Origin of the sequence: Microbacterium rhizophilum, assembly GCF_039605615.1 — a bacterium.
Classification (GTDB): Bacteria; Actinomycetota; Actinomycetes; order Actinomycetales; family Microbacteriaceae; genus Microbacterium; species Microbacterium rhizophilus.
On sequence record NZ_JBCNUN010000003.1, the window covers coordinates 141,361 to 163,884 of the forward strand.

Sequence of the window (22,524 nt, forward strand, 5' to 3'; positions counted from 1 at the left end):
CGATAGGCTCTTTCGCATGGCCGACATCGACATCCCCGCGATCACCCTGAACGACGGCACGACGTTCGCCGAGCTCGGTCTCGGCACGTACAAGCTCACCGGCGAGGAGGGCATCGCCGCGATCGAGGCGGGCATCCGCACCGGGTACCGCGTGATCGACACCGCCGTGAACTACGGCAACGAGCACGAGGTGGGCGAGGCCGTGCGCCGTGCGGTCGCCGCGGGCGTGGTCGAGCGCGACGACATCGTCGTGACGACGAAGATCCCCGGGCGACACCACGGCTACGACGAGGCCATCGCGAGCGGCCGCGAGTCGAACGCCACGCTCGGGCTCGGCCGCATCGACCTGCTGCTGATCCACTGGCCGAACCCCAGCGTCGGCAAGCACCTCGACACCTTCAAGGGCATGCTCGCGCTGCGCGAGGAGGGCCTCGTCCGGTCGGTCGGCGTCTCGAACTTCACCGAGGCGATGCTGCAGGAGCTGATCGACGCGACGGGCGTCGTCCCGGTCGTGAACCAGGTCGAGCTGCACCCGTACTTCCCGCAGGGCGCGCTGCGCGCGTTCCACGCCGAGCACGGCATCCGCACCGAGAGCTGGAGCCCGCTCGCCCGCCGCACCGAGCTGCTGACCGAGCCGCTCATCCGCGACCTCGCCGAGGCGTACCAGGTGAGCCCGACGCAGGTCGTGCTGCGCTGGCACGTGCAGCTCGGGTCCACGCCCATCCCGAAGTCCTCGGATGCGGACCGCCAGCGCGAGAACGCGGACGTCTTCGGCTTCGCGCTCGACGACGACCACGTCGAGGCGATCTCGGCGCTCGAGCGGGGCCGCCTCTGGGACGGCGACCCCCTCACGCACGAGGAGTTCTAGGGCCTACTCCTCCTCGTCCTCCTCGACGTCGTCGTCCAGGTCGTCCTCGTCCTCGTCGTCGTCCTCCTCGTCGAGGATCGAGATCATCCACTTCACGCCGAAGCGGTCGGTGCACATCCCGAACAGGCCGCCCCAGTCCGGCTCGGACAGCGGCAGCGTGATGGTGCCGCCCTCCGAGAGGGCCTCCCACCACTCGCTGAGGTCCTCCTCCTCGTCGCCGCTGATCGACACCGAGTGGCCGCCGGGGCCCTCGTACGGCACGCCCGAGGGTGTGTCGCTCGCCATCAGCACCATCCCCTCGGGCGTCTCGAGCACGGCGTGCAGCACGAGGTCGGCGTCGTCCGGGTGGTGGTCGAGCTCGCTGTCGCCGAACGTCTCGATCTCGAGCTCGCCGCCGAACACCGAGCGGTAGAACTCCATGGCCTCGCGGGCGCTGTCGCGGAAGGTCAGGTAGGGATTGAGCACGGGCACAGCGGACTCCTGACTGCACTGTCTGGGCGGGGATCGGGTTCAGTCTTCCCGCCCCGCCGACCCGCTGGCAAGGGTCGGGACGCCCGCGTGTCGGAGGCCCGGGGGCGCTCGCCTCGGCGGCGCACGGATCTCCGTATCGCGGGTGCGGGTCAGTCGCCCTTGTGGTCGCGCCAGCTGTGGACCGGCGCGTAGCCGAGCAGGCGGCGGGCCTTGTCGATCGAGAGCAGCGTCGTGTGCCGGCCGACCTCGCCGAGCACGGGGACATCGGGGAACACGTCGGCCAGCAGCTCTGGGTTCGGCCGGGTCGTGACGGTGTCGGCCGCGGCGATGATGAACCGGTCGAAGCCTGCCGGGGCGACCTCGAGCGCGCGCTCGACCGCGTGCGCGCCGTCGCGCGCGTCGATGTAGCCCCACAGGTTCCACTTGCGCGCGGACGGGTCGGCGTCGAACGGGAACTCCGCGTAGTCCTCGGGCCACATCACGTTCGAGAACCGCAGCGCCGTGATCGACAGGGTCGGGTTCCAGCGGGCGAGCTCGATCGCGAGCTGCTCCTCGAGGTGCTTCACGAGCGAGTAGACGGACTCGGGCCGGGCGGGGTACTCCTCGTCGACCGGCACGTAGGGCGGCGGCACGTCGAACGGCAGGCCCAGCACGGTCTCGCTGGACGCGTAGACGATCCGGTCGATCCCGAGCCGCACGGCGGCCCAGAAGACGTTGAAGGTCGTCGCGATGTTGTTGTGGAACGTCGCGACGTCGGGCGCGAGGCCCGGCGCCGGGATCGCCGCGAGGTGCACGACGGCGTCGACGCCGTCGTGCGTGTCGCCGACCGCGGTCAGCGCGTCGACCACCTGGCCGTAGTCGGTGAGGTCCACCCGCACGAAGTCGCGGCCGCGCTCGCCGACGCGGTCGAGCCCGACGACGTGGTGGCCGAGCTCGCGCAACTCGCGAGCGACGACCGATCCGAGCTTTCCCGACGACCCCGTGAGAGCGATGCGCATGCTGTCCACCCTGCCACGGCCCGTCGCGCAGCGCCCGTTCGGATCAGCGCTTGACGCCGCCGACGAAGTACGCCAGCGGGCCGACCCAGTTGATCAGGATGATCGGGATCCACGCGGGCTTGGTCATCCGGACCTCCTTCGCGGGGCGGGCCCAGAGGTCCGAGAACGCCGCGAGCGCGAGTCCGATCTGCACGACGCCGAGGAGCGAGAGGACCACCTTGCCCAGGGGCGAGGGCTTCTTCGCGGACATGTTCTTCGTGGTCATGCCGCCATTGTGCGCCGCGCCGGCGCCCGGTGTCACGGGGCTTGACGGGCCGTCAGCGCGCGCCCGGCCCGTGCGGCGCGTGGTACTCGGCCTCGCCGCGCTTCCAGTAGCCCTTCACCACGATGCGGTCGGGCTCGAGGGCCCAGCGCTCGACGAGCAGCGCGCGTCCGGTCTTCACGATCGCCTGCTCGGCCGCGACGAACGCGAACACGTCGCCGGCGGGGCGCTCGTCGGCCGCGATCGCCTCGAGGCGCAGGTTCAGCGCGCTGCCCGCGGGGCGGTCGCCGCGGTGGATGTACTCGACCGGCACGGGACCGTCGATCGCGACCTCGTGCTCGGCGTCGGCGACCTCGATCAGGATCGTGGCGGCCGCGCCCGCCGGGATCAGCGCGGCGTAGCGCCGGATCTGCGGGATCGCGGTCTCGTCACCCGCGAGCAGCCAGGCGTCGGGCGCGCCCGCGATGCGCAGCGAGCCGCGCGGGCCGCCGACGCCGATGCTCGAGCCCAGGGGAGCGGTCGCGGCCCACACGCCCGCGACGCCCTCGTCGCCGTGGACCGCGAACTCGAGGTCGAGCCATCCGGTGTCCCCGTCGACGCCCCACCGCAGCGGAGTGAACTCGCGGCTCGGTGCGGCGCGCATCTCCTCGACTGTGGTCGGCACGGATGCCGCGGGGTCCGGGAGGAAGATCCGGATGTGGTCGTCGTGCCCGTTCGATCCGAACCCGACGAGGTCGGCGCCCTCGACGCGCACCCGCACGTAGTCCGCGGTGATCCACTCGCGGGAGGCGAGGGCGCCGAAGCGGAACCTCAGCTCCAGGGGCTCCCGCTCGAGGGTGAAGGCGTGCGGGATCGTGGTCGCGTCGGTCATGGAAGTTAGGCTAGCCTACCCAGCGGTGGGGTTAGGTTCGCCTTAGCTGAATCTGTACGCGCGCTGAGCGTGCTCCCCGCTGATCCCTCTTCACCGAAAGACCGCGGCTGATACCGCGCTCTGGACAGGAGCACCGCCATGTCTGACATCCGACGTACCGCCGCCAGGCCGATCGCCGCGCTCGGCCTGCTGACCGCATCCGCGATCGCGCTCGCCGCGTGCGCCTCGACGCCCGCCGCGAGCGATGCGCCCACCGAGGCTCCGGCCGACGAGACGCTCACGTACACGTGGGACCGCAACACCGCGACCGAGGAGGGCGCCGAGCCCGTCTTCGAGGAGACCACGGTGGAGGTGCCGGCGGATCCGCAGAAGATCGTGGTTTTCGACATGGCCGCGCTCGACACGATCGGCGCGCTCGGCGGCGAGATCGCCGGGGCGCCGCTCGAGTCGGTGCCCGACTACCTCGAGGGCTATCTCGCCGACGACGCCTTCAACGCCGGCACCCTGTTCGAGGCGGACCTGATCGAGATCGAGGCGCAGCAGCCCGACCTCATCGTGATCGGCGGTCGCTCCTCCGGCATGTGGGAGGACCTCAACGAGATCGCGCCGACGATCGACCTGTCGATGCGCGGCGGGTTCCTCGCCACGCTGGAGGAGAACACCACGTTCCTCGGCGAGGTGCTGGGCGCGCAGGACGAGGCCGCGGCCGCGATCGAGTCGCTCGAGGGCGGCATCGACGACGCCAGGGCCGCGGTGGCCGAGGCCGGCGGCTCGGGCCTCGGCATCATGGTGTCCGGCGGCGAGCTCAGCGCCCTGGCTCCTGCCCCGAAGGACGCGCAGACACCCGCGGTGCGCGGCGGGCTCCTCTACGACGTGTTCGGCGTCGAGCCGGTCGTCGAGGATGTGCAGGCCGCGACGCACGGCGAGCCGATCAGCTTCGAGTTCCTTCTCGAGCACGACCCCGAGTGGCTGTGGGTCGTCGACCGCGACGCCGCGATCGCGACCGAGGGTGCCCAGGCGGCCGAGGTCGTCCTGGACAACGAGATCGTGAACCAGACCACCGCGGCGCAGGAGGACGACATCCTCTACCTCGACCCCACCGCCTGGTACATCGTGTTCGGCGGGATCGACACGACCCAGCGGATGATCGACGACGTCCTGCAGATCGCCGGCCGCTGAGCCGTCCGTGACCGCCGTCGCCACGACCGTCGCCCCCGTCCAGGCCCGCCCCCGGCGCGCCTGGACGGGGGCGACGATCGGCGCGGCCCTGGCAGGCCTGTCGGTCGCGAGCCTGTTCATCGGCGTCTCGGATGTCTCACCGCTGGCGCTGCTGGCGGGCGGCCCCGAGAGCCGGGCGGCGTTCCTGCTGCTGGTCAGCCGCATCCCCAGGACGCTCGCGCTGCTGCTGGTGGGGGCGTCGCTCGCGATCGCCGGGCTCATCATGCAGATGCTGGTGCGCAATCGCTTCGTCGAGCCCGGCACGACGGGCGTGAGCGAGTTCGCGACGCTCGGCATGCTCGTCACGATGGTGTTCTGGCCCGGCATGGCGCTGGTCGGCAAGATGGGTGTCGCCGCCCTCTTCGGGCTCGCGGGCACCTGGGTGTTCCTGCGGATCATCCGCGCGGTCCCGGTCCGCCAGCTGGTGCTCGTGCCGCTCGTCGGGATCATGCTCGGCGGGATCGTCGCGGCCGTCACGACGTTCTTCGCGTACCGCCTCGACCTGCTGCAGTCGCTCGGTCAGTGGGCGCAGGGCAGCTTCGCCGGCGTCATGCAGGGCCGCTACGAGTTCCTCTGGGTGGCGGGCCTCATGGGCGCGATCGCGTGGGTCGCCGCCGACCGCTTCAGCGTGATCGGACTCGGCGAGGAGTTCGCCACGAACCTCGGCCTCGACTATCGCCGCGTCGTCGCCATCGGGATGATGATCATCGCCGTGACCACCGCGGCGGTCCTCGTGACGGCGGGGATGATCCCGTTCCTCGGACTGGTCGTGCCCAACGTCGTGAGCCTCATCATCGGCGACAACGTGCGCCGCTCCATCCCCTGGGTCGCCGGGCTCGGCGCGGTGTTCGTGGTGGGGTGCGACATCCTCGCCCGCGTGCTGCGGTTCCCGTACGAGATCCCGCTCTCGGTGATCGTCGGGATCATCGGCGCCGGGCTGTTCCTCTGGCTGCTGCTGCGGAGGGGGAGCCGTGCTCACTGAATCATCTGCCGCTGCCGCTGGGGGAACACCGTCGGTGCCGGCGATCGCGTCGGCGCCCGTTCCCGCATGGCGCCGTCCGGCGGTCCGGATCGCGGCGCTTGCCGCGGTCGTGCTGGCGCTCGTCGCGCTGTTCCTGTTCACGGACGTGCCGGGATCGCTCGCGTTCGCGCTGAAGATCCGCGGGCTGAGCGTCGCGGCGATGCTGGTCGTCGCCACCGCGGTGGGCGTGTCGACGGTGGTGTTCCACACGATCACGCAGAACCGGATCCTGACGCCGTCGATCATGGGGTTCGACGCCTTCTACATGCTGATCTCCACGATCGTCGTGTTCTTCTTCGGGGCGACGTCGTTCCTGACGCTCGATCCGCTGATCCTGTGGGGCGCGCAGGTGGCGGTCATGGTGGCGTTCAGCGTGCTGCTGTTCACGTGGCTGTTCGGCGGGAAGCGGCGGTCGATCCACCTGATGCTGCTGGTGGGCATCGTGCTCGGCACGTTCTTCCGCTCGTTCACCGAGTGGATGCAGCGGATGCTCGATCCGGTCGCGTTCCAGGTGCTGAGCGATGCCGGTTTCGCGTCGCTGACCCGGCCGGACGAGACCCTGCTCGTCCTCACGGCGGTCCTGGTCGTGCTCGGCTGCGCCGCCGTGATCCCGCTGCTGGCGACGCTCGACGTGCTCACGCTCGGCGAGCCGGCGGCGGTCGGGCTCGGGGTGAACCACCGCCGCACGGTCATGATGCTGTTCGCCATCGTGTCGGTCATGGTCGCGGCGTCGACCGCGCTGGTCGGTCCGATCCTGTTCTTCGGCCTGATCGTGGCGAACCTCGCGTACTCGTACGCCGGATCCTTCCGGCACGCGTGGACCCTGCCGACATCCGTGCTGCTGGGCATGGTCTGCCTGCTGGGCGGACAGCTGCTGATCGAGCGCGTCTTCGCCTTCACTGCGACGCTGTCGACCGTGATCGAGTTCGCGGGCGGCCTGTTCTTTCTGTTCCTCGTCTTGCGAAAGGGGGCGCGATGATCGCGCTCGAGGGCGCATCCAAGCGCTACGGCGGGACCACGGTCCTGGACTCCGTGACCGTCTCGTTCGGCGAGGAGGGCATCACGGCGCTGATCGGACCGAACGGGGCCGGCAAGTCGACGCTGTTCGGCATCGTCGGCCGGCTGATCAAACCGGATGCGGGGCGCGTCACGGTCGACGGGCAGGACGTCGCCACGGCGTCCTCGTCGGAGCTCGCGAAGGTGCTGGCCGTGCTGCGGCAGGAGAACCACATCGCCGCGCGGCTCACGGTGCACGACCTCGTCGAGTTCGGGCGCTTCCCGCACTCGAGGGGGCGGCTGACCGTCGCCGACCGCGAGCACATCGAGCGCGCCATCGCCTACCTCGACCTGGGGCAGTACCGCGACCGGTTCCTCGACGAGCTCTCGGGCGGGCAGCGACAGCGCGCGTTCATCGCCATGGTTCTCGCGCAGGACACGAAGTACGTGCTGCTCGACGAGCCGCTCAACAACCTCGACCTGCGCCACCAGACCTCGATCATGAAGCTCGTGCGCCGCATGGCCGACGAGCTCGGCCTGAAGGTCGTCGTCGTGCTGCACGACATCAACTTCGCCGCGACGTATGCGGACCGGATCGTCGCGATGCGAGACGGACGGATCGTCGCCGACGCGCCGAGCGCGGAGATCATGCGCCCCGACGTGCTGGAGGCGGTCTACGACACGGCGGTCGACGTGCGCGAGATCGACGGCCGCCCGGTCGCGCTGTACTACGGCTAGAGCCGCGCGCCGTCGTCGTACTCGTCGCGGCCGGGGTGCCGAGGTGGGCGCCCGAGGATGCCGCCGGCGATCAGTACGGCGCCGCCGCGGGATCGCAGCGCGGGACCCCTAAGGCTGAGGGCTGCTCGCCGCCGCCGAGGCGCGAGCGGCGGAGGCGGCGCGCGCCGACCGGTATTCGCTGTAGCCCGGACCGATGAGAGCGATCAGGCTGCCCCAGCCGACGAGCTGCAGGAACATGCCGTAGGCCGCGTCTTCGAGGGCGGGGATCTCCGCGAAGACGCTCACTCCGACGAGCGTGATCATGAGAAGCCACGCCGCTTCGATCGTCCGAATCGTGGAGGTGCCTCTGATGAAGTCGTCGTCCGAGAGCCGCATTCCACGGACGGATGAGGTCGCGACTGCGCCCAGGAGACACGCTGCGGCTCCGGCCAGCAATGCGGCCACATCGCGCACGGGGTCCTCCGCGACCAGGCTCGGCACCAAAGCCGCCAGACTCAACACCAGCAGCGCCCAGCTCCCGGCGATCCAGTGGAGCACATTCCAGCGCGTCTGCAGCCGCGAGTGTCTTCGTGACCTGGCAGCGCCACCCGAGTCGAGCGCGCCCCACGCGCTGCCATCCCACCACCGCTGGGACCCGGATCCGTCGTCGTACCATCCTGCCGGTGCGGTCATCGCAGTGCCCTCTCGCGCTCGGCTCGCCGCTCTCTGCGCCCATCATGGGGTCAGGAAGAGCAGGGCGGAAGACCGGCCCCGGGTTCAGAGCCGCGCGCCGTCGTCGTGCTCGTCGCGGCCGGGGTGATTCCCCTTCCGCGCCTCGAACGCGAGGAACAGACCGAGAGACACGAGCAGACCGATCAGCAGGCCGAGCCACGGGCTGCCGAGGTAGGCGGCGCCGAGGACGCCGCCGGCGATCAGCACGGCGACGCTGCGCAGGATCAGCCACACGTCAGTGGCTCCGGTGGTCCTCGGGGTGCAGGCGCGGCGCGCGGCGCGGCTCGCTCACGCCCGAGGCGAAGATGTACCGGATCGCGCGCTGGCGCTGCCCCGCCCACGGCGCGAGCAGCTCGAGCATGCCGTCGTCGTCCACCCGGCTGCCGGTGAGCGCGTAGCCGACCTCGTGCGCGAGGTTGTAGTCGCCGACGCTGACCGCGTCCGGATCGCCGAACGCGCGGATCCGGGTCTCCGCCGACGTCCACGGGCCGATGCCGGGGAGGGACGTCAGGATCGCGTCGCGCGCGTCGGGCGCGGCGCTCTCGACCGCGCGGACGAGAGAGTCGCCGCGGCGGGCGACCTCGACGATCGTGCGGCTCTGCGGCGGTTCGAGGCCCGCGCGGTGCCACGCCCACGACGGGATGCGTCGCCAGCCGTCGATCGACGGGGGAGCGAACATCGGCTTCGGCGTCGGGCCGGGCACGCGCTCGCCGAACCACGTCACGAGCCGGCGCCACGCGGCGAACGCCTGGATCGCCGTCACCTTCTGCTCGGTGATGGACTGCGCGAGCAGGTCGAACGTGAGGTCGCCGCGGCCGATGCGCAGGCCGGGGTTGCGCCGATGGGAGTCCGCGATGAGCGGGTGCGGCGACGGGTCGAAGCCGGTGTCGTCGTCCTCGGCACCGCACAGCGTGGGCGCCTGCGCGATCGCCCACTCGCGTCCCGGTCCCCACGACGCGGCGCGCACGGATCCGTCGCCCATCTGCCGCAGCGCGAGGCTCGCGACGCCCTGCGGGGTGCGGATCGCGCGCCAGATCACTCCGGCGCTCCACGCCTGCGTCGGATCTCCCGGGCCGCGCTGGAACACCGCGACGGTCGCGTACAGGTCCAGCGGCCGCGCGGGCCGGTACACGGTCTCGAGGCGGGGCCCTGGATCCGGTCGAGGGTCGCGCTCGCGGACGGCGAGGCGCGACTCGAGCGCGGCGGACGGGATCATGCGCTCACGCTACGTGACGGGTCTGACAATCCCGGCGCGCGACGTCCGATCGCCGTCCGGTTGCTGAGCGAGCTTGCGAGCCGAAGCGACCGAGTCGACGTCGCTCTCGCGCTTGCGGTTGGTGATCTCGACTCGCTGGCGCTCGCTCGATGACCGCGCCCGGATCAGAAGCGGTCGGGCGAGGGCGCTCCCGAGCCGTAGCGCACGGCGACGTCGGCGTGGCGGTCGAAGCGGTAGCCGACGCCGCGCACCGTGCGCACGATGTCCTGGAATGCGCCGAGCTTCGAGCGCAGGCGGCGCACGTGCACGTCGATCGTGCGCTCGCCCGGGGCGTCGGCGTCGTTCGCGTCCCACAGGGACGAGACGAGCTCGGTGCGCTCGATCGTGCGGCCCTCGCGCAGCACGAGGTACTGCAGCAGCTCGAACTCCTTGAAGGTGAGGCCGGCCGACTCGCCGTCGATCACGACGCGCTTGCGGGAGATGTCGACCACGACGCCCCGGGCGGCCTCGGCCTGCTCGTCGGTCTCGGCCTTGGTGCGTGCGACCGCGCCGGGCTCGTGCAGTGCGAGCCGCACCACGTCGACGTCGCGGCCGCCGGCCTGCTGCGGGGCGAGCGCGACGGCCGCGTAGGTCTCGGCGCTGGGCGCGAGGTCGGCTATCGTGCGGCGCAGCGCCTCGACCAGCACCGGCAGGCTGACGCCGTCGGCCGCGGCCTTCAGCTCGTCGAGCCCGACGTACAGGGCGAATCCGCGCGGTGCGGCGGCGGGCTTGGGGACGGCCACGACCTCGGGGCGGTGGTCGGCGACCTGCGGCAGCGGGCGCAGGTGCCGCACCGGCGCGGGGGCGGTGACGGCGGTCGGTCGGTCGAGGAGGGCGGGAGCGTTCGTCATGATGATGTGTCCTTGCGGGATGCACCGTGGCGGTGCGGCTGTGCGTCGTGTCGACCGATCGCGCTCAGATGGCGACGGTCCCGGGGTGAGGGTCCGGTGATCCGGAGTCTCCGCTTCGCCGCCGCGGAGCGGCGGGCGAGGCTGGTGCGCTGGGGGTGGGGTCAGCGGCACATTCGACAGCACATGACAACGCGGCCGGGCATCATCATCCCGGTGGTCCCGTTCGCCTCCTGGGCGGACAGAAGCGTGGCGTTGTCAGACATGCGGCAATTGTGACCGGGCGTGTCGCAGCGTGTCAAACCGTTTCAGCGTTCCCCGCCTCACATGACGCAATGTGACATCCGACGTCCGCGCCCGGACGTCATTGTGCGAGAAACCGAGTCAGGCTGCTGAATCGCGCGAAGGATCGTCCTCGGTCGCCGCGAGGTCGCGCAGGAACCGGATCACCACGTCGCGCTGCTGACGCGTGAGGGCTGCCGCGAGGTCGAAGCGGCGGGCGTGCGAGCGGCCGATGCTGTCGCGCGCGGCGCGGCGCGTCTCGTCCAGCACCTCGACCACGACGCTGCGACGGTCGGTCGGGTGCGGCAGCCTGCGGATGTGCCCCGCGGCCGCGAGCCGGTCGAGCAGCTTGGTCGTGGACGCGGTCGAGATCCCGAGGTGCGCCGCGATCGCGCCCGGGGTGACGGCCTCCCCGTTCTCCAGGCCCACGATGATGAACCGGAGCGCGCGCATGTCGGTGGCGCCGAGCTTCATGTAGCGGCGGGAGGCCTCGCTCATCCGCTCGTCGGCCTCGCGCCACAGCCGCAGCGACCGCAGCACCTCGACGACCTGGTCGATCTCGGCGTCGTCGAGCCCGGAACGCGAGACGATCTCCTGCGCCGGGTCGAGCACGCGCGGATCGAACAGCGACGGATCGTCGCTCATGCGCGGTGTCGGGCGGGCCACACTCGAATGATATTCCCGCGGGAAGTAGGTAGCCATGAAGGTATCTAGCTAGGCTAGTGACATGAGCACGCGTCGCGACCAGGGTTCGTCGATCCGCGGAGTGCCGATGTGGCTGCGGGTGCTGCTGCCGGCGGCCCTCATCCTGATCTGGCTGACCGGCGCCGCGATCGGCGGCCCCTACTTCGGCCGCGTGGACGAGGTCTCGTCGAACGACCGCACCGCCTACCTGCCGACGACCGCCGAGGCGACCGAGGTGCAGGATCGGCTGGCCGGGTTCACGGAGGGCGACGCGATCCCGGCGGTGGTCGTGTTCGCCTCGGACGCCGAGATCGGCGCGGACGCGCTCGAGACGATCGCCGCGCGGATCGACGCCGCGGCCGCGGGCGACCTCGTCGTGGGGGAACCCTCGCCCCCGATCCCCTCGGAGGACGGGCGCGCGGTGCAGGCGTTCGTGCCGCTCGACGGCGACGCGGATCTCGGAGACGCCACGGTCGAGCTGCGCGACATCGTCGCCGACGGCCTGCCCGCGGGGATCGACGTCTACATCACCGGACCCGCCGGGTTCACGAGCGACCTCGTCGGAGCGTTCGCGGGCATCGACGGTCTGCTCCTCGGCGTCGCGCTGGCAGCGGTGCTGCTCATCCTGATCCTGGTGTACCGGTCGCTCCTGCTGCCCCTCGCGGTGCTCGCGACGAGCATGTTCGCGCTGTGCGTGGCGCTGCTGACCGTGTGGTGGCTCGCCAAGGCCGGCGTGCTGCTGCTCAGCGGGCAGACGCAGGGCATCCTGTTCATCCTCGTGATCGGCGCGGCCACCGACTACGCGCTGCTGTACGTCGCGCGCTACCGGGACGAGCTCGTGCGCACGCCGCACCGGTGGACCGCGACCGTGCGCGCGCTGCGGGGGTCGGTCGAGCCGATCGTCGCTTCGGGCGGCACCGTGATCGCGGGACTGCTGTGCCTGCTGCTGAGCGATCTGCGCTCGAACAGCGCCCTCGGACCCGTCGCGGCGATCGGCATCGCGTTCGCCATCCTCTCGGCCCTGACGCTGCTGCCGTCGGTGCTGCTCGCGCTCGGCCGCACCGCGTTCTGGCCGCGCCGGCCGCGCTTCGACCCGGACGTGCCCGAGGCGGGCGCCGCCGGCGGGCCATGGGCGCGCCTGTCCCGCGGGATCGCCCGGAGGCCGCGGACGATCTGGATCGTCACGGCCGCGGTGCTGGCGCTCGGCTGCATCGGATTGACGCAGCTGCAGGCGTCGGGTGTGCCGCAGTCGGAGCTCGTGCTCGGATCGTCCGAGGCGCGCGACGGCCAGCGGGTGCTCGGAGAGCACTTCCCGGCCGGATCGGGCAGCCCCGCCTCGGTGATCGCGCCCGAAGACCGCCTGCAGGATGCCGTGGACGTCCTGCTCGCGCACGATGGCGTGGCGGACGTGGCCGCGATCGTCGACCGCAGCGGCATGACCGCACCCGTCACGGAGGACGGAGTCGGCGCCTTCGGCCCGCCCGGCACACCCGCGCCCGAGCCCGTGGTCTCGGACGGCGCCGTGCTGCTGCAGGCGACGCTGTCGGACGCCGCGGATTCGCTCGCCGCCGAGCAGACCATCCGGGACCTGCGCGCCTCCTTCGCCGACGCGGCGCCCGGCGTGCTCGTCGGAGGATCCACCGCGACGGACCTCGATACGAACGAGGCGTCGATCCGCGACCGGACGCTGATCGTGCCGATCGTGCTCGGCGTGATCCTGGTGATCCTGATGCTCCTGCTGCGGTCGGTGCTCGCGCCGATCCTGCTGACGCTGACGACCGTGCTGTCCTTCGGCACCGCGATGGGCGTCGCGGCGCTCGTGTTCGAGCACGTGCTGGACGTCCCCGGAGCGGATCCGGCCGTGCCGCTGTACGGCTTCGTCTTCCTCGTCGCGCTGGGCATCGACTACAACATCTTCCTGATGTCCCGCGTGCGCGAGGAGTCGCTCGCGCACGGCACGCGGGAGGGGATCCTGCGCGGGCTGCGTCTCACAGGCGGCATCATCACGTCGGCGGGGCTCGTGCTCGCGGCGACGTTCACCGCGCTGTCGGTGATCCCGGTGCTGTTCCTCGTGCAGATCGCGTTCATCGTGGCCTTCGGCGTTCTGCTGGACACGTTCGTGGTGCGCTCGCTGCTCGTGCCGGCCCTCGCGACGGACGTCGGCCGCGCGATCTGGTGGCCGTCGAAGCTGTCGCGCGGGGAGCGGTGATGCGTCATCCGCACGCCTCTCCGCCGGCGGATCCGGCATAGGCGACGACCAGAGCGCCGCCCGGGCCGTCGGCGGTGAACAGCAGGTCGATCTCCTGGAGGGCGGTCGGGCGACCGAGGACGGCGCCCTCGAGGTCGACGTACTCCACGGCGGAGGCGTCGAGGCACGCGCGGGCGGCCACGTCGGCCGTCGCGGGCGTGATCGCCATCGCGTAGTCGGCGGGGACCTCGACATCCTTGGGATCGAGCGTGCGGAACCGGGGGATCTCATGGCGGCCGCGCTGCACGATGCCGTCCGCCGTGAAGCCGGACAGCCTCCACTGCAGCGCGGTGTACACCTCGTCGCTGCTGCGATCCGCGAGCGTGCGCAGCGAGGTCGCGGTGTACTGGGCCGTGAGGAAGTCGTCCTGCGCGCCGATCCACGCGGCATAGGCGTCGCGTGCGGCGTCGGTCTCGGACGCGACGACGACCGCGTCCGGCGGGATCGTCGGCTCGGCATCCCCCGTCGGCGTCGCGTGTCCCGCCGGCGGGCGCTCCGTCGGTGCCGTGTGCCGCGCGGCTGCGTCGCTGCAGCCCGCGAGGAAGACGATCGCGACCAGGACGAGGGCGGGAGGGATCCGGAGGTTCGCCATGATGCCGACGCTAGGTTTCGGCCCGGGCCCGGATCCGGTCGTCCACAGCGAATCGCCAGCGCGGAGCGATCCTGTGGGCTGTGGACGGACGTAATCTCTCTGCGTGACCGAGTTGAGCTTCACGAATGACAAGACCGCCTCGCGCTACGAGCTGCGCCGTGGCGACGAGCTGGTGAGCGTGCTCGACTACCGCGACAACGGCCGGACGGTCGCGCTCACGCGCGCGTTCACGAACCCGGTCCACCGCGGCCACGGGTACGCCGCCGTCGTCACCGACCGCGCCGTCGCCGACATCGAGGCCGCGGGCGACCGCACCGTGCTGCCCGTCTGCTGGTACGTCGCCGACTGGTTCGCCGAGCACCCCGAGCGCGCCGCGGTCCTGGAGGGCGCCGGCGCACGCTGACCCGCCGCCGATCCGGGGCAGCTGTCAGACGGGCAGGGCGTCGTTCGATCCGACCCGCAGCGCGGGGCGCGCTCGACCGCGGGCTCGGCGCCGGGTGAGTGCCGAGGGCGCCGCGCGGTAGATGCCGCGGGGATCGATCCACGGTGGGGCCTTGATCTCGGGCACGCCGCGGTTCATCCGGATCGCCCAGCCCGCAGTGTCGATCGTGTGGTGGTGCCACCAGCACAGGAGCACTCCGTTGTCGGTATGCGTCGGTCCGCCCTTGGCATGGTCCTCGACGTGGTGCACCTCGCACCACGCGGCCGGGATCGTGCACCCCGGGATCACGCAGCCGCCGTCGCGGGCGGTGATCGCCCGGCGCTGGTGGTGGTTGAACAGACGCTCCTTCGTGCCGAGCCGGACGATCCTGCCGGCGCGGTCGAACACGACCTTCTGCACGGCTCCCGTGCATGCGATGCGGTGGGCGAGCGCCGCGGGCGCGGGCGTATCGATGCCGTCGATCGTGGCGACCCCGGTCGGTGAGACGAGGTCCTCGAGCGCGACGTGCACCAGTAACGTCGGCGCGGCGCCGCCGAGGGACGGCGTCTCCTCGCTGCGCGCGGCGGCCTCGAGCGCGATCAGGAGCACGTCGTGCCGCTTCTGCGCGGCGGTGCGCAGGTCGGGGATGACGTCGTCTCCCGTCCAGGGCTCATCCGGATCCTTGAGCCCCGGTTCGGTGCCGAAGCGGACGGCGGGGTTCCCGTGGGCGTCGTTCAGGCGCTGCAGCTGCGCGGCGAGCTCGGGCGTTCCGGCCCCGTGGATGCGGTGCAGGCCGTCTCTCAGTGGGCCGATCGTGATGCCTCGCCGCGCGGCTGCGCGCTCGGGGTCGGGCGGTGTGCCGTCTTGATCCAGCAGCATGCTCCAGGTCTGGACGTGCACCTTTAGCTCGGCGAACGTCGCCGGCAGCGCACCCGTGCCGGATCCCGTGGCCAGGTCGACGAGCGACTCCTCCGCCAGGGCGGCCACCTCGGGGTCGGAGCGGTGCTCCACGCTCTGGAGCATGCCCGAGATCAGGCCTGCCGCGTCGGTGCCGATGCCGCCGGCGTCGACCGCCGCGGCCAGCGCGGGGAGGAGGGGAGGCATGGTCTCGCCGGTGAGCGACTCGCGAGGCGACGTCCGGGCATCGAGCCGGACGCGTCGCCACACCTCGGCGGTCGGCGCCTGCGTCAGCCGTTCCACCAGCTCGGCGCCGTTCCGACAGCCGTGCCGAGCGGCGAGGTTCTCGTCCCCGAGGCGCTGGGAGCGCTTCGCGATCTCTCCCGCGGCGCGCACGCGCAGCGCATCGATGATGCGGCCGCTCGCCTCGACCTCGCGGGCGAAGTCGAGCACGTCCGCGTCGGAGAGGCCGCCGATCCTGGCGAGCTGGTCGCGCAGCTCCCACCCGGCGAGCCCGACTCGACTGACCGCGTCGAGCGGATCTTCGAAGTCGGGTGTGTGGTCCATGATCTCAGTATAGTACGTAGATACGACATTGGAAAGAGCTCGGTGGAACGAGTTTCGAAGAGAGATTCGAGTGAGCCGCACCCTCGGAAGCCGCGATAGCGTGGCGCGCATGCGCATCCTGATCATCGGCGGCACCGGCAACATCAGCTCTCACGTCACCGCTCGGGCGGTGGAGCGAGGGCACGAGGTGACGCTGCTCAACCGCGGCAACCGCCCGCTGCCCGACGGCGTGCGGGGAATCATCGGTGACGCGGGCGATCCGGAATCCATCGCGAGCGCGATCGGCGACGAGACCTTCGACGTCGTGGCGAACTTCCGCAGCTTCTCGCCGCAGCAGGTGGCCGACGACATCCGGATCTTCGACGGGCGCGTGGGGCAGTACCTCTACATCTCGAGCGCGTCGGCGTACCAGAAGCCGATCGCGCAGCTGCCGATCGTCGAGTCGACGCCGCTGCGCAACCCGTTCTGGCAGTACTCGCGCGACAAGATCGCGAGCGAGGACCTGCTGGTCGCGGCATATCGCGAGAGCGGCTTCCCGGTCACGATCGTGCGCCCGAGCCACACCTACGGCGAGTCGCTGATCCCGATCGAGGGCGCGTGGACGGCGCTGCAGCGCATCCTGGACGGCCGGCCGATCGTGGTGCACGGCGACGGGACGAGCTGGTGGACGCTCACGCACTCCCGCGACTTCGCGCGCGCGTTCGTCGGCCTGTTCGGCAACCCGCACGCGATCGGCCAGGCCGTGCACATCACGAGCGACGAGAGCCTGACGTGGGACGAGATCGCTCGGCAGCTCGGCCGGGCGCTCGGCCGCGAGCCCGAGATCGTGCACATCGCGTCGGAGGCGATCGCGCGGGAGATCCCGGCGATGGGGCCGGGCCTCGTCGGCGACAAGGCGCACTCCGTGATCTTCGACAACACGCGGATCAAGCAGCTCGTGCCCGGATGGGTCGCGACCACGCCGTTCGCGGAGGGCGCCCGTGAGATCGTCGCCTGGTACCTCGCCGACGAGTCGCGCCAGAAGGTGGATCCGGATCTGGATGCCGCGTTCGACCGCCTGATCGCGAGACACGGGGCCTAGGAGCAGCCGGCGCCGGAGGGGTCCTCGATGCAGTCCTGCTGGACGAGCGCGGTGTGGACCTCGACGATCCGGATGTCGCGGGCCGCCGCCGGCGCGGAGATCACGCCCTCGACGGTGCGGGTTCCCCACTCGCCGAAGTCGACGACGGCCGTGTAGAGCGCCGTGACGGTCAGCGTGTAGGTGCCCTTCTCGGCGTAGGCGTGGCTGGTGTCGGTCGGGCTGAACTCGGCCTGGCCGAGGGTCTGCCAGGCCGCTCCGCCGTGGCCGGACTCGGTGACGGCGCCGTCTCCCCAGTCCTGCCGGAAGCCGGCCGGGGTGAAAGTGACCGCGACCGGGAACCCGAACAGCTCGCCGCCGATCGTCTGCGCGCTCGAGCGGGAGATGCTGTTGAGCGGCATGTTCTTCGCACCGACGCCGTCGGGCTCGGTCGCGACCGACGGCGGCGTCGGCACGAAGCTCGCGAGGTCGGTGATCGTCACCACCTCGGGCGGGGCGACGGGCTCCTCGGGCTCGGGGTCGGTCTCCTCCGGCTCGGGGACGTCGATCGCGCACTCCGTGCCGACGACGGTGTTCGTGTCGTCGAGGCAGACGATCGGGGCGTCGGACTCGTCCGGGGGAGGGACGTACGGGGCTGGGCCGGTGGGTGGGGCGTAGGAGCCGATTGGGGTGTGGCCAGAGTCCGGTGTGGCTTGATTGTCATTGCCGAGGTCGACCGTTGCGCCGATGTCGACTCCGGCGCCGGTGTTGGTCGCAGCCGGGGCGGTTGCGCTGCAAGTTCCGGTGCGGATTTGGAACGCTGTGCAATACGAACCTGCGCCGGTTGCGGATATCGGCACGATCGTGAGCGCCGCCGCGATCGCCACGATCGTCTTCAGCATGACTCGCTCAATAGCTTGCTCTCGGCAACCTTCATGGTGTCTGGCTGGCGTCCGGACATTGTGATGCCCAGCAGATACAGCTTGGGTGCATCAGGAAGCGTGACGTCCTTGCCATCCGCGTTGATAAGCCGCAGGTCCGTGTCGTCCACGCAGACATTGAGCAGGACGTCTGCGAGTCCGGCGGTGATCGTGACGCCACCGCGGTCAATGCTCTTTAGTGTCGTTTCGCCCTCGAACCGCAAACCGGCGGCTTCCGCTTGTCGACGAATCTCCGCGTCGGTTTCCCGAACACCTCCAGTGAGGAAATCCAACGGCTCCGCGGAACTGTCCCCTGAGTAGTAGGCGTTCACTGCTGCGTTGTACGCCCGATATCGATCCTCAGCCGCCGCAAACGCCTCCTCTTCACTCGCGAACCCGGTCGCACTCGGCGAAGGCGACTGCGACGGATCCGGTGCCGGCGTGGCGGCGCATCCGGCCAGCCCCAGCGCGAGCAGGGCGACAAGACCGGCGGGGGCACGACGCGACAGCATGCCCCCAAGGTAGGGCGCAAGCGCGACCCGTCGCGTGATTTATCCCCAGTCGCAGGCATCGCCATAGGGTCGATCGCATGAGGCTGTGGTCCCTGCATCCGTCGCTGCTCGATCGGCAGGGTCTCACCGCCGCGTGGCGCGAGGCGCTGCTCGCGCAGGCGGTGCTGCTCGGACGCACGCGCGGCTACACGAGGCATCCGCAGCTCGAGCGCTTCCGCGCACAGGAGCACCCCGCCCAGGCGATCGGCGCGTACCTCGCCACCATCGCCGAAGACGCCACGCGCCGCGGCTACCGCTTCGACGAGACACGCATCGACACGGCCGCGGCCGGACCGGTCGAGATCCCCGTCACATCGGGCCAGATCGAGTTCGAATGGCAGCATCTGCTGCGCAAGCTGGCGCAGCGATCGCCCGACGTGCATGCCGAGGTCTCGCGAGGCGGGCCCATCCTGCACCCGCTGTTCACCGAGATCCCGGGCGAGATCGCGTCCTGGGAGCGAGGCTAGAGCCCGAGCCACTCCAGGATCAGGTCGGCCGCCGGATCCGGGTTCTTGATCATGGTCTCGTGACCGCTGCCGGGGACCTCCTCCAAGCGGGCGCGCGGCAGCGATGAGGCGACGAACTCGCACCACTCGCGGGGTGCGACCGTGTCGGCCCCGCCGCGCAGCACCAGCGCGTCGCCGGTCACGCGCGGATACGCGAGCTCGGGCCTGTGGACGAGCATCGCGCGCATCTTCTGGTGCAGGTGCGGGCCGGAGCGCAGGTACTCGCGCGCTCCCGTGAGCAGCACGCGGGGGCTCTCGTCGATCAGGTCGCGCGCGAGCTTGCGCACCTGGATCCACGTGCGGCGCTGCCCGACCTCGACGGTCGGCCCGAGCAGGACGAGGCGCGCATCCGGATCCGGATGTCTCGCGGAGACCTCGACGATCACCTGCGTGCCCATGGAGTGTCCGATGAGGACCGGATCGCGCACGTCCTGCGCGCGCAGGAACGCCGCCACGACGTCCGCCAGCCGTTCGACCGTGGGCGTGCGCGGCGGCTCGGGCGCCTCGCCGTAGCCGGGCAGGTCGATCGCGATGACGCGGCCGTGCGGCGCAAGCAGCTCGGCGAGCCCGGTGAAGACCGTCCGCCCCATGCCGATGCCGTGGACGAGCACGAACGTGACGTCGCCGGATCCGCGCGCCTCCCAGATCAGGGTCGCCCCGTCGTGCGTGAACGGGGTCGCCGGATGGTGGGTCGGATCCGAGGGCATGGATAGAACGTAATGGAGCGCCCGCGAGTCCGACCGACACCCCGATCGTCGAGTGAGCACGACGGCGCGGGTCGAAATGAACCTCCGCGGTGGCCATGCTTGGCGCATGGGTGGCTTCAAGCGGTGGTTCCTGCGGGTGCTGAATCGGACGCTCAATCCCCTGACTCTGCGCGCGGCGCGATCGGGGCGCGGGCCGTTCTCACTGGTGGAGCACGTCGGGCGGAGGACCGGGCGGGTGTTCGAGGCGCCGCTGATCCTCGCCCGGGTCGACGGCGGGTTCGTCGCCGAGCTGACGTACGGGGACCAGGTCAACTGGTACCGAAACGTCGTGACAGGCGGCGGGCGCGTGCTGTGGCGCGGCGAGTGGTACCGGATTACCGGTGTCTCGCCCTGCGGCGTGGACGAGGGGATGCGGGCGTTCGGGGTCCCGGCAGCGTGGGTGCTGCGGGTGCTGAGGCGGCGGGAGTTCCGGTTGCTGCGGGTTGAGGCGGATCAGCCGACGTAGGCCTGCAGCAACGTCATGGCGTTCGGCAGACCGAACGCGAGGAGGGAGACGACGATCGCGCCACCCCATGCCATGCGCACGCGCTTCGCCCCGTGCACCTCGCGCTGAAGCGCCGCGAAGCGCTCGACGTCGGCGGGGTCATAGAGAGGCAGGGCGCCCCACCGGGTCGCATCGCTAACGGCCTGCTTCAAGGTCGTGAGCGTTGGCGCGTCGAGCACGAGCGGCTGCCGCTGAAGCCACCTCGCGATCTTCGTGGCCTTCATCACAACAACGTCCTCGGGTTGCTCACGAATGGTGATCTCGCGGGCGCCGACGACGGCCAAGACCGGCGTCACCGGTACCGTTCCGAGATCCGCGAAGATCTGGCGGACGCGCTTAGCCTCGAAGCGCGAATTTCGAAGGTGCTCGGTCTTCTGTCCGTTCACCAGAATGCGGCGGCTTCCGACCCACACCTTCGCGTTCTCGTGGAACTTGCTGTTGATCGTGAAGACGCCCGCGGCGCCGACGGCCACGTGGTCGATATCGCTGCCGCGTGTGCCGACCGGTACGGAGTGCAGGACGAGCCACTCCGGGCCGAGGGAGCTGAGATAGCCGGCGACTTCGAGCTCGCCGAGGGCGCCGAGATACCAAGGGCGAGTGTCAGTAGACAGTGGGCTGCGGCCGAACATCCGGGACAGGACTGACCGTGTAGAGGCTGCCCCCTGGATACGCAGACACTCCGCAATGACCGAGGCAGCTGGCGAGCAGTGAGACAACACCGGGGGCACGCAGAAACCCTAGTGGTACTCGTGCGAAGACGAGATCGCTAGCGCCGCTTGATGGCGCTGGTTCCTGCCGCAAACGCGAATCGACGACGACTCCTACTATCGGTTCGTTGGCATCGACGTCAGCCGCGCTGGCGCAGCGAACTGAAATTGCTCGCCGTCTCGGAATACAAGCCCGAGTCCAACTCCCTCCAGATAGTCTCGCAGGTCTGCCGTGGGGCGCTCGGGCAGCAGTACGGAGCACCGCAAGTTATCGACGGCGACGTGACGCTTGTAGTCGTAAAGCTGACCCACCGCCATGCGGATGTCCGAGCGATTTGAGAACGCTTTGGCTTCATACAGGACCTTGTCGGTTTTGTCGTAGACATCGGTGAGGAGGCGAGTTCTCTCACTTGGGATATCGATCGCCCACCGGGTGAACTCGTGACCGCGCTGAGACGAGATGAAGCGATCAACCAGAGTCGACTCGCGTCGGATGGATAGGCCGCCTAAACGATTGCTAGTTTCGAAGAACTCAGTTGAGTTGATTTCTCTGGGTACTTCGAATGAGCGAAGCTCGCGCGGAACTCCCGAGGGGCCAACCGATTCCATGACGCTCGCAGGGATCGAATCCACCGGACGCAAGCGGAACACAAGTACGGTGCGGAGCTTGCCGTCCTCGCCTCTCCCGGGATGACGCTCATAGGGCGTCACCGCGTCTAGGTGGAACTCGCCGATGTACTCGTGAATCCGTGTCTGCTTGCCTGGCACTGTGCCCACGGCGTGGAAGGCGTGCAACCTTCTGTTTCGCGTGGCATGGGTCAGAATCGAAGAGTTCCCGCCCTTCGTGGTTTGATCCCCGGATGGGCCCGCGCCTGTGTAGTAAAAGATGGAACCGTCGGGCGAGAAGCCGTCGTACACATAGCCGAACTGGCTACTCTTCTCCGGATCGGCGAACACAAAGACAGTGTTGGATGTGTCGCTCGCGACGATTCCACCCGAGGACACGGCGCCACCGTATTCAACGACGAGGTCGCTTCTTGTGTAGTAGTCACCAATGACGAGCGGGAGAGCCGAGGACACGATGCGATGCTACCTGAATACGGCGAGCGTGTTCAGCAAGAGAAGCGATGGAATGTCAGCGGGGGCCCACTGAATGGTGTGAAGTGAGCTACGTGGGAGCCAGCGTAATTCCGCGTGCTCTCGCGCGCGCGGCTCGCCGGCCAGAAGACGGCATATAAACGTAGTGAGATGCACGATCCCAAACGGGTACTCGTGCGAGTGAACTCCCAGGGGGCTATCCACACGGATCTTGCAGCCGAGCTCTTCCTGAATCTCGCGAACAACTGCGTCCTCGGGTGTTTCGTCGGCCTCGATCTTCCCGCCGGGGAACTCCCACATCCCGGGGAGGGACTGATCCGGTCCGCGCCTGGCGCACAGCACCAGCCCATCGCGGACGATCACCGCGCCGACGACGTGGATCTCCTTGACCATGACCCTCCGTTCGCGGCCAGCCTAGGGCGAGCTGAGCATCCGACCCCTCCCCGGCGGTCCTCCACGGCAATGTCCGACCCCGTCCTTACCGTG

The 22,524-nt window shown here is 70.3% G+C and carries 27 protein-coding genes; 10 read left to right on the forward strand and 17 right to left on the reverse strand.

The features are described 5' to 3' along the window. The first annotated feature begins 16 nt into the window (after positions 1-16). Positions 17-868, forward strand: coding sequence for an aldo/keto reductase (locus AAD528_RS07260; RefSeq protein ID WP_345751402.1), 852 nt, complete (start codon positions 17-19; stop codon positions 866-868). A 3-nt stretch (positions 869-871) separates the two neighbouring features. Here the strand turns inward: AAD528_RS07260 and AAD528_RS07265 are convergent, their stop codons facing one another. The 4 genes from AAD528_RS07265 to AAD528_RS07280 form a co-directional block, all read right to left on the reverse strand. Beyond that, a complete protein-coding gene (locus AAD528_RS07265) occupies positions 872-1,339 on the reverse strand; it encodes a VOC family protein (RefSeq protein ID WP_345751403.1) in 468 nt (155 codons plus the stop codon). A 149-nt stretch (positions 1,340-1,488) separates the two neighbouring features. After that, positions 1,489-2,337 carry an NAD-dependent epimerase/dehydratase family protein gene (locus tag AAD528_RS07270; RefSeq protein ID WP_345751404.1) on the reverse strand — a complete coding sequence of 283 codons (849 nt, stop codon included), beginning with the start codon at positions 2,335-2,337 and terminating at the stop codon, positions 1,489-1,491. Between the two features lie 43 nt (positions 2,338-2,380). Continuing rightward, a complete protein-coding gene (locus AAD528_RS07275; protein ID WP_345751405.1) occupies positions 2,381-2,602 on the reverse strand; it encodes a PLDc N-terminal domain-containing protein in 222 nt (73 codons plus the stop codon). Between the two features lie 52 nt (positions 2,603-2,654). Further along, positions 2,655-3,470 (reverse strand): siderophore-interacting protein, encoded by an 816-nt coding sequence (locus tag AAD528_RS07280; protein WP_345751406.1) that lies wholly within the window; start codon positions 3,468-3,470, stop codon positions 2,655-2,657. Positions 3,471-3,608: 138 nt separating this feature from the next. Between AAD528_RS07280 and AAD528_RS07285 the strand changes: the two genes are divergently transcribed. The 4 genes from AAD528_RS07285 to AAD528_RS07300 are packed head-to-tail and all read left to right on the forward strand — an operon-like array spanning position 3,609 to position 7,443. After that, on the forward strand, positions 3,609-4,649 hold the full coding sequence (locus tag AAD528_RS07285) for a siderophore ABC transporter substrate-binding protein (protein ID WP_345751407.1): 1,041 nt from the start codon (positions 3,609-3,611) through the stop codon (positions 4,647-4,649). A 7-nt stretch (positions 4,650-4,656) separates the two neighbouring features. Beyond that, complete coding sequence (locus AAD528_RS07290) at positions 4,657-5,670, forward strand: ABC transporter permease (protein ID WP_345751408.1); 1,014 nt, start codon at positions 4,657-4,659, stop codon at positions 5,668-5,670. A 34-nt stretch (positions 5,671-5,704) separates the two neighbouring features. Beyond that, positions 5,705-6,688, forward strand: coding sequence for an iron chelate uptake ABC transporter family permease subunit (locus AAD528_RS07295; protein WP_345751409.1), 984 nt, complete (start codon positions 5,705-5,707; stop codon positions 6,686-6,688). Further along, complete coding sequence (locus AAD528_RS07300) at positions 6,685-7,443, forward strand: iron ABC transporter ATP-binding protein (RefSeq protein ID WP_345751410.1); 759 nt, start codon at positions 6,685-6,687, stop codon at positions 7,441-7,443. Before AAD528_RS07295 ends, AAD528_RS07300 begins: the two co-directional genes overlap by 4 nt. Positions 7,444-7,551: 108 nt before the next feature. On the opposite strand, the gene AAD528_RS07305 is transcribed toward AAD528_RS07300, so the two are convergent. The 5 genes from AAD528_RS07305 to AAD528_RS07325 form a co-directional block, all read right to left on the reverse strand. Beyond that, positions 7,552-7,980 (reverse strand): hypothetical protein, encoded by a 429-nt coding sequence (locus tag AAD528_RS07305; RefSeq protein ID WP_345751411.1) that lies wholly within the window; start codon positions 7,978-7,980, stop codon positions 7,552-7,554. A 219-nt stretch (positions 7,981-8,199) separates the two neighbouring features. Then, complete coding sequence (locus AAD528_RS07310) at positions 8,200-8,388, reverse strand: hypothetical protein (protein WP_345751412.1); 189 nt, start codon at positions 8,386-8,388, stop codon at positions 8,200-8,202. A 1-nt stretch (position 8,389) separates the two neighbouring features. After that, a complete protein-coding gene (locus tag AAD528_RS07315; RefSeq protein ID WP_345751413.1) occupies positions 8,390-9,370 on the reverse strand; it encodes a DNA-3-methyladenine glycosylase family protein in 981 nt (326 codons plus the stop codon). A 164-nt stretch (positions 9,371-9,534) separates the two neighbouring features. Then, on the reverse strand, positions 9,535-10,260 hold the full coding sequence (locus AAD528_RS07320) for a winged helix-turn-helix domain-containing protein (protein ID WP_345751414.1): 726 nt from the start codon (positions 10,258-10,260) through the stop codon (positions 9,535-9,537). Positions 10,261-10,641: 381 nt separating this feature from the next. Further along, positions 10,642-11,205: a MarR family winged helix-turn-helix transcriptional regulator gene (locus AAD528_RS07325; RefSeq protein ID WP_345751415.1), complete on the reverse strand. Its 564-nt coding sequence runs from the start codon at positions 11,203-11,205 to the stop codon at positions 10,642-10,644. 61 nt (positions 11,206-11,266) lie between these two features. On the opposite strand from AAD528_RS07325, the gene AAD528_RS07330 reads away from it, so the two are divergent. Then, positions 11,267-13,432 carry an MMPL family transporter gene (locus tag AAD528_RS07330; protein WP_345751416.1) on the forward strand — a complete coding sequence of 722 codons (2,166 nt, stop codon included), beginning with the start codon at positions 11,267-11,269 and terminating at the stop codon, positions 13,430-13,432. A 4-nt stretch (positions 13,433-13,436) separates the two neighbouring features. Here the strand turns inward: AAD528_RS07330 and AAD528_RS07335 are convergent, their stop codons facing one another. Continuing rightward, entirely contained in the window at positions 13,437-14,063 is a 627-nt protein-coding gene (locus AAD528_RS07335; protein ID WP_345751417.1) for a hypothetical protein, read from the reverse strand. Between the two features lie 103 nt (positions 14,064-14,166). Here AAD528_RS07335 and AAD528_RS07340 point away from each other — a divergent pair, with 103 nt between their 5' ends. After that, positions 14,167-14,466 carry a GNAT family N-acetyltransferase gene (locus AAD528_RS07340; protein ID WP_345751418.1) on the forward strand — a complete coding sequence of 100 codons (300 nt, stop codon included), beginning with the start codon at positions 14,167-14,169 and terminating at the stop codon, positions 14,464-14,466. Between the two features lie 24 nt (positions 14,467-14,490). Here the strand turns inward: AAD528_RS07340 and AAD528_RS07345 are convergent, their stop codons facing one another. Further along, positions 14,491-15,948 carry an HNH endonuclease signature motif containing protein gene (locus AAD528_RS07345; RefSeq protein ID WP_345751419.1) on the reverse strand — a complete coding sequence of 486 codons (1,458 nt, stop codon included), beginning with the start codon at positions 15,946-15,948 and terminating at the stop codon, positions 14,491-14,493. A 109-nt stretch (positions 15,949-16,057) separates the two neighbouring features. Here AAD528_RS07345 and AAD528_RS07350 point away from each other — a divergent pair, with 109 nt between their 5' ends. Continuing rightward, positions 16,058-17,029, forward strand: coding sequence for an SDR family oxidoreductase (locus AAD528_RS07350; RefSeq protein ID WP_345751420.1), 972 nt, complete (start codon positions 16,058-16,060; stop codon positions 17,027-17,029). Here AAD528_RS07350 and AAD528_RS07355 read toward each other — a convergent pair. Continuing rightward, the gene (locus tag AAD528_RS07355; protein ID WP_345751421.1) at positions 17,026-17,907 is read right to left on the reverse strand and encodes a hypothetical protein; all 882 of its coding nucleotides are present in this window, start codon (positions 17,905-17,907) and stop codon (positions 17,026-17,028) included. The genes AAD528_RS07350 and AAD528_RS07355 overlap by 4 nt on opposite strands. Next, complete coding sequence (locus AAD528_RS07360) at positions 17,901-18,437, reverse strand: hypothetical protein (protein WP_345751422.1); 537 nt, start codon at positions 18,435-18,437, stop codon at positions 17,901-17,903. Before AAD528_RS07360 ends, AAD528_RS07355 begins: the two co-directional genes overlap by 7 nt. Positions 18,438-18,514: 77 nt before the next feature. Here AAD528_RS07360 and AAD528_RS07365 point away from each other — a divergent pair, with 77 nt between their 5' ends. Next, positions 18,515-18,943: a pyrimidine dimer DNA glycosylase/endonuclease V gene (locus tag AAD528_RS07365; RefSeq protein WP_345751423.1), complete on the forward strand. Its 429-nt coding sequence runs from the start codon at positions 18,515-18,517 to the stop codon at positions 18,941-18,943. Here AAD528_RS07365 and AAD528_RS07370 read toward each other — a convergent pair. Beyond that, positions 18,940-19,689 (reverse strand): alpha/beta fold hydrolase, encoded by a 750-nt coding sequence (locus AAD528_RS07370; protein WP_345751424.1) that lies wholly within the window; start codon positions 19,687-19,689, stop codon positions 18,940-18,942. The genes AAD528_RS07365 and AAD528_RS07370 overlap by 4 nt on opposite strands. A gap of 106 nt (positions 19,690-19,795) precedes the next feature. On the opposite strand from AAD528_RS07370, the gene AAD528_RS07375 reads away from it, so the two are divergent. Continuing rightward, positions 19,796-20,194 (forward strand): PNPOx family protein, encoded by a 399-nt coding sequence (locus AAD528_RS07375; protein WP_345751425.1) that lies wholly within the window; start codon positions 19,796-19,798, stop codon positions 20,192-20,194. Here the strand turns inward: AAD528_RS07375 and AAD528_RS07380 are convergent. The 3 genes from AAD528_RS07380 to AAD528_RS07390 all read right to left on the reverse strand — a co-directional run bounded on the left by AAD528_RS07380 (position 20,182) and on the right by AAD528_RS07390 (position 22,431). Beyond that, the gene (locus tag AAD528_RS07380; protein WP_345751426.1) at positions 20,182-20,862 is read right to left on the reverse strand and encodes a nuclease-related domain-containing protein; all 681 of its coding nucleotides are present in this window, start codon (positions 20,860-20,862) and stop codon (positions 20,182-20,184) included. The genes AAD528_RS07375 and AAD528_RS07380 overlap by 13 nt on opposite strands. Positions 20,863-21,057: 195 nt before the next feature. Beyond that, on the reverse strand, positions 21,058-22,020 hold the full coding sequence (locus AAD528_RS07385) for an SRA domain-containing endonuclease (RefSeq protein ID WP_345751427.1): 963 nt from the start codon (positions 22,018-22,020) through the stop codon (positions 21,058-21,060). Positions 22,021-22,029: 9 nt separating this feature from the next. Next, positions 22,030-22,431, reverse strand: coding sequence for a (deoxy)nucleoside triphosphate pyrophosphohydrolase (locus AAD528_RS07390; RefSeq protein ID WP_345751428.1), 402 nt, complete (start codon positions 22,429-22,431; stop codon positions 22,030-22,032). Positions 22,432-22,524 lie beyond the last annotated feature (93 nt).

What these genes read in the sequence shown, in the direction of transcription:
- AAD528_RS07260 (WP_345751402.1), top strand. Translation starts at nt 17, where the DNA reads ATGGCCGACATCGACATCCCCGCGATCACCCTGAACGACGGCACGACG.
- AAD528_RS07270 (WP_345751404.1), bottom strand. Translation starts at nt 2,337, where the DNA reads ATGCGCATCGCTCTCACGGGGTCGTCGGGAAAGCTCGGATCGGTCGTC.
- AAD528_RS07275 (WP_345751405.1), bottom strand. Translation starts at nt 2,602, where the DNA reads ATGACCACGAAGAACATGTCCGCGAAGAAGCCCTCGCCCCTGGGCAAG.
- AAD528_RS07280 (WP_345751406.1), bottom strand. Translation starts at nt 3,470, where the DNA reads ATGACCGACGCGACCACGATCCCGCACGCCTTCACCCTCGAGCGGGAG.
- AAD528_RS07285 (WP_345751407.1), top strand. Translation starts at nt 3,609, where the DNA reads ATGTCTGACATCCGACGTACCGCCGCCAGGCCGATCGCCGCGCTCGGC.
- AAD528_RS07300 (WP_345751410.1), top strand. Translation starts at nt 6,685, where the DNA reads ATGATCGCGCTCGAGGGCGCATCCAAGCGCTACGGCGGGACCACGGTC.
- AAD528_RS07315 (WP_345751413.1), bottom strand. Translation starts at nt 9,370, where the DNA reads ATGATCCCGTCCGCCGCGCTCGAGTCGCGCCTCGCCGTCCGCGAGCGC.
- AAD528_RS07320 (WP_345751414.1), bottom strand. Translation starts at nt 10,260, where the DNA reads ATGACGAACGCTCCCGCCCTCCTCGACCGACCGACCGCCGTCACCGCC.
- AAD528_RS07330 (WP_345751416.1), top strand. Translation starts at nt 11,267, where the DNA reads ATGAGCACGCGTCGCGACCAGGGTTCGTCGATCCGCGGAGTGCCGATG.
- AAD528_RS07335 (WP_345751417.1), bottom strand. Translation starts at nt 14,063, where the DNA reads ATGGCGAACCTCCGGATCCCTCCCGCCCTCGTCCTGGTCGCGATCGTC.
- AAD528_RS07345 (WP_345751419.1), bottom strand. Translation starts at nt 15,948, where the DNA reads ATGGACCACACACCCGACTTCGAAGATCCGCTCGACGCGGTCAGTCGA.
- AAD528_RS07350 (WP_345751420.1), top strand. Translation starts at nt 16,058, where the DNA reads ATGCGCATCCTGATCATCGGCGGCACCGGCAACATCAGCTCTCACGTC.
- AAD528_RS07355 (WP_345751421.1), bottom strand. Translation starts at nt 17,907, where the DNA reads ATGCTGAAGACGATCGTGGCGATCGCGGCGGCGCTCACGATCGTGCCG.
- AAD528_RS07360 (WP_345751422.1), bottom strand. Translation starts at nt 18,437, where the DNA reads ATGCTGTCGCGTCGTGCCCCCGCCGGTCTTGTCGCCCTGCTCGCGCTG.
- AAD528_RS07365 (WP_345751423.1), top strand. Translation starts at nt 18,515, where the DNA reads ATGAGGCTGTGGTCCCTGCATCCGTCGCTGCTCGATCGGCAGGGTCTC.
- AAD528_RS07370 (WP_345751424.1), bottom strand. Translation starts at nt 19,689, where the DNA reads ATGCCCTCGGATCCGACCCACCATCCGGCGACCCCGTTCACGCACGAC.
- AAD528_RS07375 (WP_345751425.1), top strand. Translation starts at nt 19,796, where the DNA reads ATGGGTGGCTTCAAGCGGTGGTTCCTGCGGGTGCTGAATCGGACGCTC.
- AAD528_RS07380 (WP_345751426.1), bottom strand. Translation starts at nt 20,862, where the DNA reads ATGTTCGGCCGCAGCCCACTGTCTACTGACACTCGCCCTTGGTATCTC.
- AAD528_RS07390 (WP_345751428.1), bottom strand. Translation starts at nt 22,431, where the DNA reads ATGGTCAAGGAGATCCACGTCGTCGGCGCGGTGATCGTCCGCGATGGG.